The sequence below is a fragment of the Halopseudomonas sp. Lyrl_26 genome (assembly GCF_051948695.1).
GTDB classification, from domain to species: domain Bacteria; phylum Pseudomonadota; class Gammaproteobacteria; order Pseudomonadales; family Pseudomonadaceae; genus Halopseudomonas; species Halopseudomonas formosensis.
Map to the genome: position 1 here is coordinate 326,489 of NZ_JAYJLH010000003.1, position 15,304 is coordinate 341,792.

General features: G+C 62.7%; 14 protein-coding genes. 11 read left to right on the forward strand and 3 right to left on the reverse strand.

Annotated elements, in window-relative coordinates:
• Positions 1–96: 96 nt before the first annotated feature.
• Genes cpaB through VF673_RS06770 form a run of 8 tightly spaced genes read left to right on the forward strand, consistent with a single transcriptional unit; the run spans position 97 to position 7,904 of the window.
• A complete protein-coding gene (gene cpaB, locus VF673_RS06735; protein WP_440291349.1) occupies positions 97–1,050 on the forward strand; it encodes a Flp pilus assembly protein CpaB in 954 nt (317 codons plus the stop codon).
• Between the two features lie 20 nt (positions 1,051–1,070).
• Positions 1,071–2,324 (forward strand): type II and III secretion system protein family protein, encoded by a 1,254-nt coding sequence (locus tag VF673_RS06740; RefSeq protein WP_440291350.1) that lies wholly within the window; start codon positions 1,071–1,073, stop codon positions 2,322–2,324.
• A 14-nt stretch (positions 2,325–2,338) separates the two neighbouring features.
• Positions 2,339–3,508 carry a pilus assembly protein gene (locus tag VF673_RS06745; RefSeq protein WP_440291351.1) on the forward strand — a complete coding sequence of 390 codons (1,170 nt, stop codon included), beginning with the start codon at positions 2,339–2,341 and terminating at the stop codon, positions 3,506–3,508.
• The gene (locus tag VF673_RS06750; RefSeq protein WP_440291352.1) at positions 3,505–4,767 is read left to right on the forward strand and encodes a CpaF family protein; all 1,263 of its coding nucleotides are present in this window, start codon (positions 3,505–3,507) and stop codon (positions 4,765–4,767) included. Before VF673_RS06745 ends, VF673_RS06750 begins: the two co-directional genes overlap by 4 nt.
• Positions 4,764–5,639 carry a type II secretion system F family protein gene (locus tag VF673_RS06755; RefSeq protein WP_440291353.1) on the forward strand — a complete coding sequence of 292 codons (876 nt, stop codon included), beginning with the start codon at positions 4,764–4,766 and terminating at the stop codon, positions 5,637–5,639. The genes VF673_RS06750 and VF673_RS06755 overlap by 4 nt, the downstream gene beginning before the upstream one ends.
• Before the next feature lie 2 nt (positions 5,640–5,641).
• Positions 5,642–6,517, forward strand: coding sequence for a type II secretion system F family protein (locus VF673_RS06760; protein ID WP_440291395.1), 876 nt, complete (start codon positions 5,642–5,644; stop codon positions 6,515–6,517).
• Positions 6,514–7,617: a tetratricopeptide repeat protein gene (locus VF673_RS06765; protein WP_440291354.1), complete on the forward strand. Its 1,104-nt coding sequence runs from the start codon at positions 6,514–6,516 to the stop codon at positions 7,615–7,617. Before VF673_RS06760 ends, VF673_RS06765 begins: the two co-directional genes overlap by 4 nt.
• Positions 7,602–7,904, forward strand: a complete 303-nt coding sequence (locus VF673_RS06770; RefSeq protein WP_440291355.1) for a DUF3613 domain-containing protein — start codon at positions 7,602–7,604, stop codon at positions 7,902–7,904. Before VF673_RS06765 ends, VF673_RS06770 begins: the two co-directional genes overlap by 16 nt.
• 2 nt (positions 7,905–7,906) lie before the next feature.
• Here VF673_RS06770 and VF673_RS06775 read toward each other — a convergent pair whose 3' ends face one another.
• Positions 7,907–8,389, reverse strand: coding sequence for a prepilin peptidase (locus tag VF673_RS06775; protein ID WP_440291356.1), 483 nt, complete (start codon positions 8,387–8,389; stop codon positions 7,907–7,909).
• A 162-nt stretch (positions 8,390–8,551) separates the two neighbouring features.
• Between VF673_RS06775 and VF673_RS06780 the strand changes: the two genes are divergently transcribed.
• Together VF673_RS06780 and VF673_RS06785 are read left to right on the forward strand one after the other, a co-directional pair.
• Entirely contained in the window at positions 8,552–11,281 is a 2,730-nt protein-coding gene (locus VF673_RS06780) for a PAS domain-containing sensor histidine kinase (protein WP_440291357.1), read from the forward strand.
• Between the two features lie 52 nt (positions 11,282–11,333).
• Entirely contained in the window at positions 11,334–11,717 is a 384-nt protein-coding gene (locus VF673_RS06785; RefSeq protein ID WP_440291358.1) for a response regulator, read from the forward strand.
• 75 nt (positions 11,718–11,792) lie between these two features.
• Here the strand turns inward: VF673_RS06785 and VF673_RS06790 are convergent, their stop codons facing one another.
• A complete protein-coding gene (locus tag VF673_RS06790; RefSeq protein WP_440291359.1) occupies positions 11,793–12,146 on the reverse strand; it encodes a DUF2780 domain-containing protein in 354 nt (117 codons plus the stop codon).
• Between VF673_RS06790 and VF673_RS06795 the strand changes: the two genes are divergently transcribed.
• Positions 12,145–13,044 (forward strand): alpha/beta fold hydrolase, encoded by a 900-nt coding sequence (locus VF673_RS06795; RefSeq protein ID WP_440291360.1) that lies wholly within the window; start codon positions 12,145–12,147, stop codon positions 13,042–13,044. The two genes, VF673_RS06790 and VF673_RS06795, sit on opposite strands and share 2 nt — an antisense overlap.
• A gap of 16 nt (positions 13,045–13,060) precedes the next feature.
• On the opposite strand, the gene VF673_RS06800 is transcribed toward VF673_RS06795, so the two are convergent.
• Positions 13,061–15,268 carry a TonB-dependent hemoglobin/transferrin/lactoferrin family receptor gene (locus VF673_RS06800; RefSeq protein ID WP_440291361.1) on the reverse strand — a complete coding sequence of 736 codons (2,208 nt, stop codon included), beginning with the start codon at positions 15,266–15,268 and terminating at the stop codon, positions 13,061–13,063.
• Between the last annotated feature and the right edge of the window lie 36 nt (positions 15,269–15,304).

Below are 15,304 nucleotides of genomic sequence, written 5' to 3' on the forward strand. Positions count from 1 at the left end.
GGCTAGAATCCCGATCCACATGTGCCCGGGTATTCACCGGGCCGGGTGAATCGATTCGCCCGATCCCGTATTACGGCTACCAAGGAGCGTGCCGCAATGAACAGTCGTGTAACCATGGTGCTGGCGGGCCTGCTGCTGGTGGGGGCAGTTATTGCCGGCTACTGGGGGTTGTCATTGAGCCGCCAGCCACAGATGGTTGAAGTGGTTGCGGAGCCGGCGCCCATCGTCGCCGCGCCAACCCTTGAGTTGCCCGACTTGCCCCTGCGCAATGCAGAAGAGGAGCGGGTACCTGTGGTGGTGCTGGCGCGGGCGGTGCCGGCAATGAGCGCCATCAGCGCCGAGGATCTGCTGATCGAGGAGCTGCGCGTGGCCCCCCCGGGCAGCTTTGCCGACAGCGAGCCGCTGCTGGGCCGGGTGGTGTGGCGCGATCTGCCGGCCGGTACGGTGCTGAACGAATCGAGTTTCGAGACCGGCGGGCCGCTGGCGCGGATGATCCGCCCGGAGGAGCGGGCGCTGGCGATCCAGGTGGACGAGGTGATCAGCGGTGGCGGGCATATCCAGCCCGGTGATTATGTCGACGTGCTGCTGTTTCTGCGCGATGACGAGCGCAACAGTGACCGCACCGCGCAGGTGGTGATTCCGGCGCTGCGGGTGCTGACCGTGGGCAGCGCGCTGGGTGCCGATCGCAGCGGTGAGCCGCTGATGGCGCCGGTGGCGGAGGATGCGCAGGACAGCCGCGCCAACCGCCGGGTGGAGCAGGCGCGCACCGTGGTGCTGGCGCTGCCCGAGAGCCTGCTGACGCGCTTTATGCTGGCCAGTGAGGTGGGCAAGCTGCGGCTGGCGGTGCGCAGCATCGACGAGAAGCTGCTGGCCGAGTACCAGGCCGGCAAGGCCCTGCAAGACAAGGTGGAAGACCTCAACCGCCAACTGTTCCAGTTCGAGAAGCTGGCCCTGCGCCAGGTTCAACGTCCGCAGCCGGGGTTGGTACCGGTACGTCCTGCCGGTATCCCGGTGTATCACGGTAGCGATGTTTCCCGCCAATACCCCTGAGCGAGCCAAGGATGCAGATCATGCTGATCAAGAAGACCCAACGTACATTGTTCGCCCTTGGCACTCTCGCTGCGGTGCTGGTCAGTCCGCTGGCATTGGCTCAGGCGGCCACGGGCTGCGCCGCATTGGAGCAGGTACCGAGGACGCTGGAAGTGCGGCAGGGCCAGCATCAGCAATTGCAGTTGCCGGTGCCGGTGACGCGTATTGCGGTTGGCAACCCCGAGGTGGCTGAAGCCAGGTTATTGAACCGCGACAGCATACTGCTGTTGGGCAAGGGCTCGGGCGTGACCACCGTCAGTCTATGGACCCGCTGTGCCAGCACGCCGCATCAGAGCATGCTGTTTGTGGAGGGTGAAGCAACTGCTGCGCTGGCCCGCCCACTGCTGGCCGATAGCGCTGAGACAACGCTGCCCAGTCAGGTACAAACCGATATCCGTTTTGTCGAGGTCAACCGTACCAAGCTCAAGGAAGTCGGCCTGCGTATTTTTGGTACACAGTCGAATAACTTCCTGTTCGGCTCGCCGGGCACTGGACCGGGTAGTGTGCCTGTGGGTGGGGTCAGCGGGCTGACGCCAGGGGCGCAGGTGCCGCTGTCGGCGGATGGTTTCAATATCGTCTGGGGTGGAGGCAGCAGCAAGTTCCTTGGTGCATTGAATGCACTGGAGAACAGCGGCTTTGCCTACACCCTGTCACGCCCCAGCCTGGTAGCGCTGAGCGGTCAGAGCGCCAGCTTCCTGGCCGGCGGTGAGTTTCCGGTGCCGATCCCCAGTAGCGGCAGTGACTCGCTGTCGATCGAGTACAAGGAATACGGTATCCGTCTGAATCTGACGCCGACGGTGATTGACCGCAACCGCATCCACCTCAAGGTGGCACCGGAGGTCAGTGAGCTGGACTTCAGTAATGGTGTGGTGATTTCCGGTACCCAGGTACCGGCGCTGAACGTGCGGCGCACCGATACCAGTATCTCGCTGGCCGATGGTGAGAGTTTTGTCATCAGCGGGCTGATCAATACCACCAACCGCTCGATGGTGAACAAGCTGCCGGGGCTGGGGGATATCCCGGTACTGGGTGCGTTTTTCCGTAATTCCGACATGCTGCGCGAGGAGAAGGAGCTGTTGATGATAGTGACCCCACGGCTGGTCAATCCGCTGGCGGCGGATGCTCAACTGCCTGAGCTGCCGGGTGAAAAACTGCGCAACTACGATCCTTCAGCGCTGGAAATGCTGCTGTTCGAGAATGGCGATTTTGATCGGTTCGATGGGCTTTCCTGGTAAACAGTGAGGTAATGATGCGAACGTTTCTTGCCTGCACTTATCAGGAAGAAGAAGTCAGCTGGCTGCAGGGTGCACTGGCTCCCATGGGGCAGGTGCTGCGTGTCAGTCCGCAGCTGGATGAGCTGTTCGGGCTGATTGATGCCACCGGGGCGACGCTGGTATTTGTCGGGATGGATAGGGACAACCTGTCCAGCCAGTGTGCGTTGATCGAAAGCCTGCTGGAAGCCAAGCCGCTGCTGGCGGTGGTGGTCATGGGTGATGGCTTTGATAATGAACTGGTGATCGCCGCGATGCGCGCCGGGGCCAAGGACTTTCTGACCTCGGGGCTGCGTACCAGTGAGGTCAGTGGTCTGGTGCGACGGATTACCGACCGCCTGCCGACGTTGCCGGTGCGCAAGGAACAGGGCCGACTGATTCTGCTGTTCGGTAATCAGCCGGATGCCGATGCAGCACTGATTGCCGCGCATATGGCGCTGCAGCTGCAACGTGGCACTCAGCGCACCCTGCTGGTGGATCTGGGGGTGCCCAGTGGTGAAAGCCTCGACGTACTGGGGCTGGAGGCCACCTTTGTGTTCTCCGATGCGGTGCGTAACCTGCGGCGCATAGACCGCAATCTGATCGACACGGCCTTTATCGAGCATGACAGCGGTCTGCGGGTGTTGCCTGCCGATGTCAAGGATAACCGCCTGGATCACTACAGCTCCTCGGAGGTGTTTCTGTTGACCGCAACCCTGCGGCAGAACTTTGACCAGGTGCTGATCAACATGACCGGCCAGCCGGACAGCGAGATGCTGCGCAATCTGGTCGGCCAGGCAGACCAGCTGTGCTGGTATGTGGACCCCAGCGTCAGTTGCTGTCGGCGCAACCTTGAGCTGCTCAATCAGTGGCGCGGTGACGGGGTCAAGCTGGAGCATGCCCAGCTGCTGGTGGACCGCTACTACGATAGTGTCGCTCCGGCCTCGAAGGCACTCGGACGCACCTTCGAAATGCCGGTACTGGCGACCTTGCCCGCCAGTGCCGAGTTGCGTCTGCGTTCGCGTAATCAGCGCAGTCCGTTGTTCCATATTGCTCCGAGGGATGCCTTGAGCCGGGCGCTTGTTCAGCTGGTCGGGCAACTGGCGCCGGAGGGTGAAGACAAGGCTCAGGGCAGTCTGTTGCGCAGGCTGGCGAGGCTCGGTAAATGAATCGCTCATTGCACAGCGGGCAGGGTGGCGGGCAGCTGAAGGCACAGTTGCACCGTTACATCATCGAGCAACTGGAAGAGGAGAGCGACAACCTGCTGGAAGGGCCGCGGCCCAGCCTGGTGCGCTTTGTTTCGGCCAAGGTCGGGGAGTACACGCGGCAGGCGCAGTTTGCCATCTCCCGCTACGAGGCCGACCGGCTGACCGAGGAGCTGGTTGATGAGTTGGTCGGCTTCGGCCCGCTGGAGGTGCTGCTGCGCGATCGCACGGTGAGTGAGATTCTGGTCAACGGCCCGCAGCGCATCTTTGTCGAGCGCAACGGGGTATTGCAGCACAGTGACCTGCGCTTCATGGATGACCAGCATCTGTTGCGGGTGATCCAGCGGATTCTGGCTCCGCTCGGGCGGCGGCTGGATGAGTCCTCGCCGATGGTCGATGCGCGCACGCCCGATGGCAGCCGGATCAACGCGGTGATCCCGCCGGTGGCGCTGGATGGGCCTTGTCTGTCGGTGCGCAAGTTCAGCCGCGATATGCTCAAGAGCACCGATATGCTGGCCACGCGCTCGCTGGACCAGGCGATTCTGGATTTCTTCCGGCTGATGGTCGCCAAACGCTGCAACGTATTGGTCAGCGGCGGTACCGGCACCGGCAAGACCACCCTGCTGAACATGCTCAGCCAGATGATTGACCCGCGTGAGCGTATTGTCACCATCGAGGACACCGCTGAGCTGCAACTCAAGCACGACCACGTGGTACGCCTGGAAACCCGCCCGCCGAATGCCGATGGACACGGTGAGGTGACTGCCCGGGATCTGGTGCGTAACGCTCTGCGTATGCGCCCGGACCGTATCGTGCTGGGGGAGATTCGCGGCATCGAGGTGCTGGATGTGCTGACTGCGATGAACACCGGGCACGACGGCTCGATGAGTACGGTGCATGCCAACAATGCGCAGGATGCCTTGCTGCGGCTGGAAACCCTGGTCGGGCTGTCGGGTATCCAGGTGCACGACCGCACCCTGCGCCAGACCATCTGCTCGGCGATTGATGTGGTCGTGCAACTGACCCGTACCAGTGATGGTCGGCGCTGTGTGTCCGAGGTGCTGGAAGTGGTCGGCCTGCGTGATGAGCAGTATGTGACCAATACCCTCTTCCGCCTTGAGCCGGGGGTGCATGGCGGTTTTGTCCGCGAGGCGCGGAACACTGCCAGTGAGAAGCTGCGTGGAGCGGGTATGCCTGGCATGCCGGGGCTGGGCGGGCGATGAATATCGCGCTGCTGCTGTGCCTGCTGTTGCTGTTTGGCGGGTTATGGCTGTTGCGTCGTGGCCTGCGCGCTGCGGAGACCGAGCAGGTGATGCAGCGACTGACCAGCGAACAGGCCCAGGCTGCGCCGGTCAGCATGGGGCGGCTGCAGCGGGAGTTGCTGCGCTCGGGGCTGAGCATGCCAGCCTGGGTCGTGGTGCTGTTGAGTTCTTTCTGGCTGCTGCTGGCCGCGCTGGGCTGGTTGCTCGGCGGCTGGCTGGCATTGCTCATGTTGTTGCTGATACCGCCGGTACTGTTGCGCCTGTACATGCTGTGGCAGGCCGGTCGGCGGCTGCAGCGGATGATCGAGCAGACACCGGGCCTGCTGGATCATACGGTACGCAGCCTGAAGTCCGGGCGCACCCTGGGGGATGGCATGCTGCTCAGTATGCAGAACGCCCAGGAGCCGCTGTACAGCGCCATGGAGCGTACCCGTAACGCGGTACAGCGGGGTATGCCGCTGGCCGATGCCATGACGGATTTTGCCGAGCTGTATGAGCGCAAGGAGTTTCACATCCTGGCCATGGGGGTGGCGGTCAACCAGCGCTACGGCGGCAACGCCAGTGAGCTGCTGACCAACCTGATCAGCCTGATCCGCGATCGTGAGCGGGCCGCCAGACAACTGCGGGCGCTGACCGGCGAGACGCGCATCAGCGCTATTGTGCTGGGCTGTATGCCCGTGGCCATGGCCGGTTATCTTTTCCTCAGCAACCCGCAGATGCTGCTCGGTATGTGGGAGCAGTCCGGTGGGCGCATGGTGCTGCTGGTGGCCTTTGGTCTGCAACTGATTGGCACCTGGCTGCTGTGGCGGATGATGCGGAGTATCACCCGATGAACCTGTTGCTGCTCAGTGCGCTGCTGTTGCTGATGGCCGGTGGGCTGCTGTTGTACAGCGCCCTGCGTGAACAGCTGGCCGCCCGGCGGATGATGGCCAGGCTGGGTGAAAACAGCCGTTCCGGCTCGGCGTTGCTGCAGCTGGGTGAACGCAGTGGTGCCGCCAGGCTGGGCAAGTCGGACCCGGAAACTCTGGTGTTGCTGAATCAGCTGGGTTGGCGCAGCAGCCAGCGGCGGACACTGTTCTTCTGTATCCAGCTCGGTCTGCCATTGTTGCTGGTATTGGTTGTGCTGGTGGTGCAGATGAATATGGCGGAGCCACCGAGCCTGCCCTGGCTGGCCCCTTTCTTCGCCTTCGGCGTGGGCTACCTGATTCCCAAGCGGGTGCTGGCAGCCCAGGTACGCCAGCGTCAGGAGTGCCTGGCCCTGGAAGTCTCATTGATGATCCCCATGCTGCGCATGCTGTTTGATGTCGGCATGACGGTCGAGCAGGCCCTGCGTGTGCTGTGCAATGAGGGGCAGCAGATTCTTCCGGAGCTGAGCCGGGAGCTGAAGCTGTTGCTGGCGCGGGTCGATGCCGGGCTGGAACTGGGTGAGGAGTTGCGCGAGCTGGCCAGCCTGCTGCAGGTGGATGATCTGACCGATTGCTTCGCCATTCTGGTGCAACTGATCTACCAGGGCGGTGGGGCGATGGCCTCGCTGCTGTCATTGAAGGAGCTGCTGGACGACCGGCGCATGACCAGCCTGCAGGAGCGGGTGTCAAAAATGTCGGCAAAGATGTCCGTGGTGATGATGCTGTTTCTGTTCCCGGCGCTGTTGATCGTATTGGCGGGGCCGGGTTTCGTAGCGATTATTCAGGCGTTGGGGGATATGGGATGAGACGAGCCACAGCGGTGCTGCTATTGGCCGGAACTCTGGTCGGATGCGCCACTCACTCGGCGAACGAATCGCCATGGCTGGTGCAGCGTGACACCAACATGCCCAGGAGCTGCGAGCCTCTGACCGCTGATCAGGAGCTGGTGCTGGGGCTGTCGCAGGAAATGGCCAGTGCCGGGCGCCGGCACGCGGCGCTGGCCAACCTCGAACGGTTGCCCAACGAAGTGCCTCAGGTGCGCCTGAGCAAGGCCCGCCTGCTACGCGTACTGGGCCACGGCAGTGAGGCGGAGATGCTGTTCCACGGTCTTTTGAACAGCTGTCTGGCGGCCGATGCCAATCATGGGCTGGGGCAGATCGAGGCCAGCCGGGGTAGCTATCCGCAAGCCCAGAGCTACCTGCGTACCGCCGCCAGCCTGTCACCGGCCAGCGAGGCGATCCGTAACGATCTGGGCGTGGTGTACATGAACCAGCGGCGCCTGTCCGAGGCGCAGTTCGAGCTGTTGACCGCCATGGAGCTGGGGGATCACTCCCGGCGTGCGGCAATGAACATGCTCACCCTGCTGGTGTACCAGGGCCAGTGGCAGGCCGCTCAGGAGCTGGTTGCTGCCAGGGGCTTGAGCAGTGCCGACTTCAAGCAGGCCGAGCAGCGTGCCCAGGCCATGCGCAGCCAGGATGCACCTGAAACAGCTGCGCTGGCTGCGCCAACGGCCATTGTGCCGCCGCTGGTCACGCCGGAGCCGGCGGGCACGGCAGCAGCAGTAGCCTCCCTGGTCACGCCAGTCACGCCAGTCACGCCAGTCACGCCGGTAGCGGCTGGGCAGCGCCCGCGCGCCCACCCCGACCCCGTGCCCGTTGCCAAGCCTGCTCCCATCCCGTTATCCGCCGTTCAGCCCGCTGCGCAGGCACCGGCGCGGACTTCTGCACCGATGCGCCTGTCGGATGCCGCCCGGGCCTGGGCAGTAGAGGAGGCACCGGCTTCCGCGGCAGCCGCAGCGCAACGCGAAGTGCAATCGAGGTCCTCTGCCGGGCGCCGTCCCATTGTGTGCCGATCGTCCGGGGAAGGTTCTCTGCGCCAGGCGATCATGGAATGTCTACCCGAATGAAGGACGAGATGAATATGAGTACGCGGATACTGGCGGGTCTGGTGCTGGCGATGGGAGCCGCCACGCTGAGTGCAGCTGATGCAGGCGCACCCTTGGTGGCTGACCAACCCGGAACGCAGACGGAAAGGTGGCTGCAGTTGCAGCGCGACGGTAACGCGGCCTCCCGGCAGGTGCAGAGCGCCACCCCGGCGGAGCGGGAGCGCAGCATGCAGCGCCTGCTCGACAGTTACAGCCATCCGATCCCCGAATACTTCGGTGAGGATGACGGCGGCAGCTTCGAGCGCTGAGTTCAGAGCAGGATGATCAGGGCAGCCAGGAGACCGGGGAATATAAACGGGGCGTAGGGCTGGGACTGCTTGTCGGCAGGGTCGAGCATGCGCAGCCGGGTATGTACAGCGGAGCCCAGGCGGGGCCAGAGCCGGGGGCCGATAGCCGCCCACAGCAGCATGCCCAGAGCAGCGCAGGCAAAGCACAGCAGTACATGCATGGGACTGCTGGCCAGACCCAGCGCAGCCATCAGTTTGACGTCAGCGGCACCCATGCGGCCGCTGACATAGCCCGGCAGCGTCAATGCCAGCCCCAGGCCCATCGCCAGCCCTGCCGCAGCGGCGCGAGCGCCGGTCAGGCTGGAGCCGCCGTACCACAGCACCGCTGCTGCGCAGACCAGCATGCCCAGGGTCAGCCAGTTGCTGATGCGACGACTGCGTGCGTCTTGCAGGGCGCAAAGCAACCCCCACAGCAGCAGAACTGACGTTTCGATAAATCCGCTCATTGCTTCTCATCCATTGTCGGCTCGCGCATGATAGCAGCTAAGCCTGAAGACGCTCTTGAGTCATTTTTTGACTAATCTCAAATACATAATGTCGGCGATGCAGGCTGTCCATTAACATGATCTGTATGTTGCCTCTTTGGCCAAGTGACAGGAGTGAGTGATTTGCGGCGATTCTGGCGGTGCTTCATCAAGTCTGCAACGTCTGCGGGGAGTGACGGCGCAGGCGGTGAGTCCCGGCGGCAGGACGGCGGCTATTACATGCGACTTGATGCTGCTGGACTGGTGACGGAATTGAGCCCGGCCCTGGGTGCCATCCTGCCTGACCGCCAGCACCTGGGGACTGCCCTTGTTCTGGATCTGGCGCAGCCCCTCGGGAGCTTGCAAGGTTCGCCTGCCCAATGGCCACAGCAGCTTTCGCTGAGTTTCAAGGGGCGCAATGACGAACAGTGGCATTTTCAGGCCGGCTTGCTTGAGGGTGACGGCGAGTGGGCGCTCATGCTGCTGGACGTCACCGCCCACACCCTGGCCCTGCGCTACGAAGAACGCCGCAGGGAGGTGATGGATTTCTCTGTCAATCAGGCTATCAGTATGCGCCAGGCACCCCTGGAAGACATGCTCCGACTGACAGAGGACTGGCTGGAGGGGCTTCGGCTGCGCTTCCAGGTTCCCTGGCTGGGGTTGTTCATACCCGGCCTGAAGCAGTGGCAGCTCTATGCGGCGTCCACCCAGCCGGGACACACGCCGCTCGGGTGGGATGACGTGGAGCTGCAGGAAGCATTCGCTTGCAGTAGCAGCCACATCGCATGTGAGTGGCAAAGCGCTGCTACGGGGCGTCGAGCTTGGCTGGTGCCCTATTCGGAGCATGATGGTGTAAGGGTCTGGATGATCATATCCGGCGCAGACATGCTGCGCCGTGTGCCGTTCTTCAACCAGGGTGACTGGCACAAGCTGCTGATGCCGTTTGCCGCACCCTTGAGCTCCGGGTTGCGGTATCTTGAGGTTCAGCGCAAGCTCCAGCGCAACGCTGTACTGGAGGCACTGCTCGACAGCGGCTGGTGGGAGTTGAATACGGTAACCCGGCGGCTGTCGATGACGCCGACGCTGGCGCAAAGGCTGGCCCTGGAGCTGAGTGCCGATGGCAGTATGTCCCTGGAGCACGGCCTGTCGGTGTTTGATCCACTGGATCGCGAGTTGGTCGTCAGGCGGCTGGAAGAGGCGGAGCAGTACGGCATTGCATTCAGTGATACGGTGATGATGCGTACCGTGGAAGGCGGCCGATGGTTACGGCTCAAGGGCGAGATGATCCGCTCGCCGACGCCGCGTATCGTCGGTTACGCGCTGGACATCAGCGATCTGCGAGAGCAGCAGGAAGAGACCACCGCGGCCCGCGCCCGTCTGGAGGGGCTGCTGGACAATGCACCGGCCGTCATCTTCGTGCAGAATTACAGGGACGGCTGCCTGAGCTTCGAGTTCTGCAGCGCCAGTCTGGTCCGATTGCTCGGCTGGACGCTGCAGGATCTGCAGAGCACACCTTTTTCCTCTTTCGTGCATATGGAGGATCGGGACTTCTATCATGAGCGCACGCTGACTCTGCTCAAGACCGGCTACAGCAGCGGTCGCTATCGGGTGCGGGACAGCCGGGGAGACTACCACTGGATTCTGGAGGAATCCAAGCTGCTGCGTGACAGCAGAGGCCTGCCGGTAGAGGTCGTGGGGCTGATGATGGATGTGACCGACGCGACCGAGGCGCAGGAGCGGATCCGTGAAAGCGAGGAGCGCTATCGGGTTCTGGTAGAGGACTCCCCGGCGATCATCTGCCGCTACCTGCCTGACCTGACGCTGACCTACGCCAACCAGATGCTGCTTAAGTCTCTCGGCCAGCCGGATTTGGCTCTGCATCCCATCAATATCGCAGAGTTCCTGAGCAAAGAGGATCAGCAAGCCACCATCCAGCGTCTTGCAACGCTCACCCCGGAAGATCCGGTCAGAACGGTTGAATTCAGCCCTCAGACATCGCACGGCCAACGGGTGAAATGGCTGTGGACTGAGCGCGGCCTGTTTGACAGCACAGGCCAGTTGGTTGAGGTGCAAGCGGTCGGGCGGGATGACACGGCGCTCTATGAGGCGCGGGATCAGCTGTTCCAGAGTGCCAAGATGGCCACCCTTGGGGAGATGGCCACCGGCATGGCCCATGAGATCAACCAGCCGTTGACGGTCATGCGCATGGCGCTGACGAACATCTTCAAGCGCCTGAACAAGGGCGAACTGGAGCCCGAGTACCTGAAACTCAAGCTTGAACGAGTGGAAAATCAGGTATCCCGAGCCTCACGCATTGTTGATCACGTGCGTATTTTTGGTCGGACATCCGATGTCAAAGGTATCTGCTTCGATCCGTGTGAGAGTCTGCAGGCGGCGGTTTTGTTGGTTCAGGAAAGCATGGATAAGGATGGTGTCAGTCTTGAGTTGAATATGGAGCCAGTACCTCAGGTCGTAGGGCACCCGGACAGGCTGGAGCAGGTGTTGATCAATCTGCTTCTCAATGGCCAGTATGCGGCACAACACCGCAGCGCTAACGATTGTAGTGTGCCACTTGTCAAAGTTGGCTGCCGCCCGGCGGAAAACGGCATATTGATCTCAGTAGAGGATAATGGAGATGGTATAGAGCCGCGCATGCTCAAGCGAATTTTTGAGCCTTTTGTCACGACCAAACCGGTCGGGGCGGGAACAGGACTGGGCTTGTCCGTAAGTTATGGAATCATCAACCAGATGCGCGGCGAACTGACGGCAGAGAACACGCCGCACGGGGCGCGGTTTTCCATATTTTTACCGGCCCGCTCTGCCCCGGACTCGGACGAAGACAGCGAGGAGCTCAATTCATCGCCTGTAGCGTGACTACTGTTGCAGGTCCTGCAAGGAAGTATATAAAACAGTTAGCGAGTCCTGAATGAACAAGATTCTTTTGATTGATGATGATAACGACATCCTGATGGAACTGCAGGAGCTGATAACTGATCTGGGATTTACCTGCTTTTGCGCGAGCAATATCAGCGAAGCGATCACTGCCATGGAGCTCCATCCGGATCTGGAGTTGATCATTTCGGATCTGCGGATGCCGGATCAGAGCGGCTTGCGCTTGTTGCAGATTCTGGCTGAGAAGGATGAAAAGGCCGGGCGAATCCCGGTAATCATCACCTCCGGCCACGCTGACCGCGACGATGTGGTCAATCTGTTTCGAAGCGGCGCAGTGGATTTTCTACCCAAGCCGATCCATTACGAGCATCTGGTAACGCAGCTGCGGCGACTATTCCCTCTCCACCAGATGAGCTGACCGACGTTGGTCATGCTGTAATCTGTTCGGTGCTTGGGCAGGCTACAGCTATTGAGCCGTCGCCTGCCCGCTGGCTCAGCTGGCCGGCTGCCCACTCCACAGACTGGTCAGGGTACCCAGCAGCGGCTGGCCCACGGCCTGATTGCCGATGAATTGCAGCAGCACCGGGGTGAACTGGCTGATCATGCCCGCGTCCATACCCAGGTTGGAGAATTGTGCGGCAGCATCGGTCAGGCTCTGGATGCTGGCGGCCTGGGCCGGTTGTTTGGCCAGCGGGTTGGATTTGCCCAGCAGCCCGCCCAGCGCAGATGCCTGGCTGGCAATACCGTTGCCGCCCAGCTCCTTGAGCGCCGGTACTGATTGCAGCAGCTGGCTGTAGTCGGCGCCTGTTGTGCTTATACTCGCGCTATCTTTTGAGGAGAACCGCATGCCGACGATTGCCGAGGCCGGGCCGCAAAGTCGTTTCTATCATTCCCGCGGGCTGCGTCTGCATTACCTGGACTGGGGCAACCCCGATGCGCCGACGCTGATACTCGTCCATGGCGGGCTGGAGCATGCCCGGGTGTGGGATCAGCTGGCGCGGCAGTTACGGGCCGACTGGCATGTAGTGGTGCCGGACCTGCGCGGCCATGGTGACAGTGAATGGAGCGGTGGGGGTGCCTATACGATTGTCGATATGGTGCCGGACATTGCCGCACTGGTGGCCGAACTGGGCGAGTGCCAGGTCGCTCTGGTGGCCCACTCACTGGGTGGTAACGTGGCGATTCATTACACCGCGCTGTTCCCCGAGCGGGTCAGCAGGCTGTGCGTGATCGAGGGGCTGGGTTTCTCACCCAAGGTACGCGCCAGACGGGATGAAAAATCGCGCCGTGAGCAGCTGCGCGAATGGGTGGACAAAGCCCGTGTGCTGGATCAACGTGGTGCAAGCAGCTACCCGAGTATTGCCGCGGCCGTGCAGCGGCTGATGGAACATGACCCGCTGTTGGGTCGCGGGCTGGCCGAGTATGTGTGCACGCACGGCATGCGCCAGACCGATGATGGTCAGTGGCGCTGGAAGTACGACCACCTGATCCGCGCCGCCGGTGCCGCCGAGGTGGCCTCGGTGGAGCCGAGTGACCTGTGGCAGGCGATCGAATGCCCGGTATTGCTGATGTACGGCGAGCAGAGCTGGGCCTCCAATCCGCAGAAGGACGGCCGTCTTGAACATTTTGCCCAGGCCCGGGTGGTGGTCGTGGCGCAGGCCGGGCACAACCTGCACCACCATCAACCTGAGGTGTTTCTCGCGCATCTGCAGCGGTTCCTCGCGCAAGCACGCGATCAGGAGTGAAGCGGTACAACGCGGATCATAGTTCCCAGACCAGATTCATCGCCGCGTGCCGCCCCGGCTGACTGTAGCGCCCCAGGCCGGGGTTATCTGCGGTCAGACCGCGCACATCGGTCCAGTGCCAGTGTTGCTTGTCGGTCAGGTTGAACAGCCCGGCGTTGAGGGTCAGGTTGTCTGTCACCTGCAGGTAGCCATGCAGATCCAGCAGGCCATGACCGGCTGGCCGGAACTGGCCGGGCGTGCTGTCATCGATGCGGCTCTTGCCATCCACCAGCGTCCACACCAGCTCACTGCCGTAGCGCCCGCTGGGTGCGTCGTAGCCGAGCCCGAGTACGCCCTTGAGTGGGTCGATGCTGTTCAGCGCTTGGCCGCTCTGTTCATTCTTGCCCCGGGCGTAGGCCAGGCTGCCGCGCAGATGGGTGCCCTGGGGCAGGCCGAGCGTATCGAGGAACAGCTCGCCGCGCAGTTCGGCGCCGCGGATGGTGACCCGATCCAGGTTCTGGTACTGGAAGGTCAGGCGGTTGTTGCCGGTGGGGTCACTGGCCAGGGTGACCTGCTCGATGAAGTCGTCATAGCGGTTGTAGAACAGCGCCAGGCCGAAGCTGCCGCTGTCATATTGACCGCGCAGACCGACTTCCAGGCTGTCGCTGGTTTCCGGTTTGAGGTTGGTATTGGCCAGCGTCTGGTAGTTGCTGGCGACGTTGACGAATTCACCGAAGATATCCACGGCGTTGGGCGCGCGGAATCCGGCTGCATACTGGCCGTAAACGCTGTGGGCGTCGTCGATCCGGTAGGTGACGCCGAACTTGGGTGACAGCTGTCCGTCGCTGAATTTGCCGGGGTTGAGTTCCACCGGGTTGCCGTTGAGGTACTCGGGGGTGATCTCGGGCTTGAGCCGGTAATGGTCGTAGCGCAGCCCGGCGAGCAGCGTCCAGCGGCCCAGTTCCATGCTGTCCTGGACAAACAGGGCGTATTCCTCGGTGACCGGGTCAGGGAAGTCGCTGATCGGGTAGCTTTCGCCGAAGGGGCTGGGGGGCACCGGCAGGCCGGTGTCGGCAAAGATTTCCCAGCCGCTGCGCAGATCGCTGCTTTCCAGACGGCGCAGGTCCACGCCATAGGTCATGTCATGATCCAGGCGGCCGGTGGTGAAGCGGGTATCGAGCTGGGTATTGAAGGCCCAGGCCTGTTCTTCGTAGCGCGAGTCCCGTTCACGCTGGCGCAGGCTGCCGGCGGAAAACCGATCCTGATCGGTGATCTGGCGCATCTGGCTGTCCTGATAACTCAGCTGCCAGCGCAGGCGCTGGGCCAGTGGGCTGTGCAGTCGCATGTCGTGGCTCAGGGTGATGCGTTCGCGCTCGGAGGTGTCCACCGCCGCGTGCCGGCGGGTGGTGGCGGTCAGGCTTTCGTCGCTGCGGATGCGGGTGCGGATGTCGTCCTCGAAGCGCTCATAGGCCAGTTGCAGCCGATCCCCCTCGCGGTAATCCCAGCCCAGCTTGAACAGCAGGTTCTCGCGCTGTTTGTCCTGCGGGTTGGCTTGTTCCCGGGCAGCGCCGATGCCGCCGCGCCCGCCGTAGGTGTCGGTGGCCTGACCGTCCCGGCGGCTGAGGTGCAGCAAAGCATCCAGGCTGCCGCGCCGGCCGGCCAGGGTGGCGCTGCGCTGCCAGCTGTCGTCGCTGCCGTCGTAACCGGTTTTCAGGCGCAGGGCCTGATCGTCCCCTTCATCCAGATAGTCACCCGCATCCCGGGTAACAAAGCTCACTGCCCCGCCCAGCGCATCGCTGCCGTACAGCGAGCTGGCCGGGCCGCGGATGATCTCCACGCTTTTCAGCGTATCCGGATCGACGCAGTCGCGCTGGGCGCTGAGGAAGGGGCCGAAGTTGAAGGCGTCGGGGATGGCCACCCCATCGACCTGGGTCAGTACCCGGTTGCCGCCGATACCGCGGATGCTGAATCCGGACAGGCCGAAGCGGCTGCCGGTGCCGCCTACTGACACACCCGGCTCGTAGCGCACCAGATCGCGGATGTTGTTGATGTTCTGCTGATCGATCTGCTGTTCGTCATGCACGGTCACCGTGCTGGGCACCTCGTCCAGCCGCTGCTCGGAGCGGGTGGCGGTCACCGTGATGGTGTCGAACTGGGTTAGCGGCCGCTCCTGGGCCAGCAGCATGGTGGGGGTGATCAGCAAGGCCAGATACCCATGGCGCGCAAGCGACGGGCGAATTTTCATTATTGCCTCCTGTGGAAGGGCGGTTTTTTGGTCGGC

Coding starts and splice junctions, on each gene's coding strand:
- VF673_RS06790 (WP_440291359.1), bottom strand. CDS start 12,146: ATGCGGTTCTCCTCAAAAGATAGCGCGAGTATAAGCACAACAGGCGCC.
- VF673_RS06800 (WP_440291361.1), bottom strand. CDS start 15,268: ATGAAAATTCGCCCGTCGCTTGCGCGCCATGGGTATCTGGCCTTGCTG.
- VF673_RS06795 (WP_440291360.1), top strand. CDS start 12,145: ATGCCGACGATTGCCGAGGCCGGGCCGCAAAGTCGTTTCTATCATTCC.
- VF673_RS06750 (WP_440291352.1), top strand. CDS start 3,505: ATGAATCGCTCATTGCACAGCGGGCAGGGTGGCGGGCAGCTGAAGGCA.
- VF673_RS06765 (WP_440291354.1), top strand. CDS start 6,514: ATGAGACGAGCCACAGCGGTGCTGCTATTGGCCGGAACTCTGGTCGGA.
- VF673_RS06745 (WP_440291351.1), top strand. CDS start 2,339: ATGCGAACGTTTCTTGCCTGCACTTATCAGGAAGAAGAAGTCAGCTGG.
- VF673_RS06755 (WP_440291353.1), top strand. CDS start 4,764: ATGAATATCGCGCTGCTGCTGTGCCTGCTGTTGCTGTTTGGCGGGTTA.
- VF673_RS06770 (WP_440291355.1), top strand. CDS start 7,602: ATGTCTACCCGAATGAAGGACGAGATGAATATGAGTACGCGGATACTG.
- VF673_RS06775 (WP_440291356.1), bottom strand. CDS start 8,389: ATGAGCGGATTTATCGAAACGTCAGTTCTGCTGCTGTGGGGGTTGCTT.
- VF673_RS06785 (WP_440291358.1), top strand. CDS start 11,334: ATGAACAAGATTCTTTTGATTGATGATGATAACGACATCCTGATGGAA.
- VF673_RS06740 (WP_440291350.1), top strand. CDS start 1,071: ATGCTGATCAAGAAGACCCAACGTACATTGTTCGCCCTTGGCACTCTC.
- cpaB (WP_440291349.1), top strand. CDS start 97: ATGAACAGTCGTGTAACCATGGTGCTGGCGGGCCTGCTGCTGGTGGGG.